Origin of the sequence: Photorhabdus akhurstii (genome assembly GCF_018448925.1) — a bacterium.
GTDB lineage: Bacteria > Pseudomonadota > Gammaproteobacteria > Enterobacterales > Enterobacteriaceae > Photorhabdus > Photorhabdus akhurstii.
In genome coordinates, this window is sequence record NZ_RCWE01000058.1 from 1 (window position 1) to 3,952 (window position 3,952).

The 3,952-nt window shown below is 47.3% G+C and carries 2 protein-coding genes; both read left to right on the forward strand.

Annotated elements, in window-relative coordinates; genetic code table 11:
• On the forward strand, positions 1-1,977 hold a 1,977-nt coding region (locus EAE93_RS23460; protein ID WP_250151171.1), incomplete at its 5' end, for a condensation domain-containing protein.
• A gap of 3 nt (positions 1,978-1,980) precedes the next feature.
• The coding region (locus tag EAE93_RS23465; RefSeq protein ID WP_214040687.1) for a condensation domain-containing protein at positions 1,981-3,952 on the forward strand (1,972 nt) is incomplete at its 3' end.

The following is a 3,952-nucleotide window of genomic DNA, read 5'->3' on the forward strand; positions in this document are numbered from 1 at the left end:
GGCAATCTGGAATATCTGGGCCGCAATGATTTTCAGGTCAAAATCCGTGGCTACCGCGTTGAATTGGGTGAAATAGAAATTGCCCTGACTGCCCACCCACAGGTAAAACAGGCAGTGGTGATTGACCATGAGCATAACAGTCATAAAGTACTGGCGGCATATCTGGTGACGACGGGGGGACTGTCTGATGACAGCCTGACTGAGCATCTCTCTTCCCGCTTACCGGACTATATGCTGCCGGCCAGCTTTACCCGTATTGAAACAGTCCCCCTGACCCTAAATGGCAAACTGGATCGCCGCGCCCTGCCTGAGCCAATCTGGGGAAATAAAGAGGGATATGTGGCTCCCCGCAATGCGCTGGAAACCCAACTGTGTGCCATTTGGCAGGCGGTCTTGGGGCTAGAGCGCATTGGCATTGAAGATAACTTTTTCCGCATCGGGGGGGATTCCATTGTCAGTATCCAACTGGTGTCAAAACTGCGGCAAGCGGGCTTTTCCCTCCAGGTTAAATCAATTTTTGAAGCACCAACGGTGGCCCGGTTAGCCCAACTGCTAGCTCTCTCATCATCTACCGTTAATATGCTCGCAGAGCAGGGACTGTTAAGCGGGGAATTTAGCCTGTTGCCTATCCAGCAAACCTTCTTCGACTGGAATTGGCCAAATCCACACCATTGGAATCAGGCATTTATGATCCAGATCCCCGGGGATATCAAATCCGCACAGATTGAACAGGCCCTGATAATGCTGGCTAAACGGCATGATATGCTGCGTGTCCGTTTTATAGATACCGAAAACGGCTACCGTCAGCACTATTCCACGGAAATGCCATCTTCATATTCCCTTTTACATCACTGTGATATCAGGGGATTAAATAAGGAAGCATTACATCAACAACTAACCCAATGGCAAAGTGGCTTTGATTATTGTCGCGGGCCATTATGGCAGGCAGGTCATCTGACCGGATATACGGATGGCAGCGCCCGGCTATTTTTCGCATTCCACCATCTGATTATTGATGTGGTTTCCTGGCGAATTATTGCTGAACATATGCGTCTGTTATTACAGGGAATGACCTTACCATTGAAGACCAGCAGTTATCGACAATGGGTAACAGCCGTCCATCATTATGCACAGCAGCATCAGGATGAAGTACCCTACTGGCAACAGGTGATAGCCGGAAACGGCACCAAACCCGCGCTGGGCGACATCACCCAACACCTGTTAAGCATTCCTGCCGAAATGACGGACATGCTACTACATGAAGCCAACACCGGTTACCACACTGAAATTAACGACTTACTGTTAAGCGCATTGACACTGGCTTTGCAGGAGACTTTCTACCAAGCAGTAAACTACATCATTCTGGAAGCACATGGCCGAGAATCCATTGACGACACATTAGATCTTTCCGAAACCGTTGGCTGGTTTACAACCACGTACCCTGTCCGCCTGGAAATGCAGACTGATATTGCAAAAACCATCATTCACACCAAAGAAATGCTTCGTGCCATACCGAATAAAGGTATTGGTTATAGTGCGTTACATCAAGCGGGATATCTGACCGGCGATTTACCAACCATCAGTTTCAACTACCTTGGTCAGTTAGGAGGAACCAGCCATCAAGATTGGTCCATAACCAACGATGATTGTGGGTCTGTGTTAGCCAGCAAAAATATCAGCCATTTACTACTGGGTATTAACGGCGCAGTTCAGGCGGGAAAACTGCAATTCAGCGTGGATTCCCGCTTGCCACAAGCCCGGACAGAGATATTTATCACGGCATTTGAGCAAGCACTCAATAACGTCATTGCTGCTGGTCAAAAGCAGGCTCAATTGGGCGGAATAAAAACCCCCAGCGATTACGGGTTCAAAGACATTTCAATGGAACAGCTAAACCAGCTCACTCATCGTTTTGATCATATGAATCATGAAAATTCAGACTATCACTCAGAAAAGAAAACTATTTTGGACGTGTAAAAAATGTTGATGCTATTTAAAGAACTTAATAAAAATCATATGTCAGTATGGGTCTATGAAGATAAGTTGAAACTGGCGTTCACCGGAGAAACTCCTCCCTCGCAACTTATTGATAAGGTTAAACAGAGAAAAGAAAATATATTAGATTTTTTGAATAAAAAAAGTATTTTCTCTGAAAAAGATTTTAAAAGTTTTATTTTTAATGAAAATCATTCTGGTTCGAATGATTCAGTTATCTCCCCCAGAAAAAAAATTGAAGCGATATTTCCTGCTACCAGCTTGCAACAGGGGTTTGTTTATCATCATCTGACTCAGCCACAGGATGATGCTTATCGTGTGCAATTGCTGTTGGATTATCACACCAATATCAACTTTCCCGTCTATCAACAAGCTTGGTCACTGGCTTCACTGCGTTTCCCCATTCTCAGAACCGCATTTGATTGGGAAGGAAAAATATTACAGATCGTAACAACGGGCGCCAGTATTGGACCATTGAACTTCAAGTTCAAAGATATCAGTCAATTACCCAAAGAAGGCCGAAACGAGGCGATTGACGAAATTCAACAATACGACCGTACCCTACCTTTTGATTTAAGTCAGCCCGGGTTAATCCGCTTCACGCTCATCAGGCAGGATGAACAGTTAGTCACCATACTGCTTACGCAACATCACTGCATTGCTGATGGCTGGAGCCATCCGATTCTATTGCAAGCTGTGCATGAGTATTACAACCAATTGATAAGAGGGCAGAAGCCCCAGATTACGGTGGAACAAACTTATCTGGCAACCCAGCAATATCATCTGGATCATCAAGCTGAATCAGACACCTATTGGGCGGCATACAAAGCCCAATTTCAGAGCTCCAATGATTTTTCTGCGTTGTTAAGTCACCGTGTCGATTTAGCGCAAATAAAAAGCATTGAAAACCCGGCTGAACAAGAACTCATTATTCAGGGCAGCGCTTATGCGCAGCTTAAGGATATGTGCCGGACACAAGGGGTGACACTGAATGTGGCCTTGCAATTTGCCTGGCATAAGCTACTTCACAGCTACACAGGCGATGCACAGACCATTGTCGGCACCACCGTCTCCGGCCGCGATGTTCCGGTAGCGGGGATTGAATCCAGTGTTGGCCTGTATATCAATACCTTGCCACTGAGGGTGCAATGGCGTCCAACAGGCAGTATAGCGGCGGTTTTACAAGATATTCAGACGGCTATTGCAGCCCTCAACAGCCACAGTGCTGTCTCACTGGCCAGTTTACAATCCGACGGAGAACGCTTATTCCACAGCCTGCTGGTATTTGAAAACTATCCGTCCCCGGTGGTAAGTGAAAACCCAACCGGTATAGAACATACCCTGACATTCCGTCAGTCCGTCGAAAAAGTGGATTATCCGGTATCGCTGGCAGCCTATGAGCACGATAACAGTCTCATCATCAAATTCAGTTATGGCAAAGACTGGCTGACAGAAGCACAGACACAGCGCCTACTGGGTCAGCTTGAACGTATCCTGCACGCAGCGGCATGCAACCCAGACCAGTTACATACGTCAATCACCTTCCTCAGCGAAGCAGAGCGTCATACCCTGTTGCAGCGCTGGAATCAGACTGATGCCCCTTACCCGCAGGATAAAACCCTGCAACAACTGTTTGAAGCCCAGGTGGAAAGCACACCGGATAACGTCGCGCTGGTGTTTGAAGGCGAATCCCTGACCTATCGCCAGCTTAACGAACGGGCAAATCAACTGGCCTATGTGATCCGTGAACGCTGTCAGCCACACCATCATGTCCCTGTGCAAGCGGATACCCCCATCGCTCTCTACCTCGACCGCAGTCTGGACATGGTGATCAGTATTCTGGCGGCACTGAAAGCCGGGGGCGCTTATGTCCCCATTTCCCCTGAATATCCATTAGAGCGGGTTCGGTTTATTTTGGACGATACCCAATCCCCCTGCGTCGTCACTCAGCAAAAGT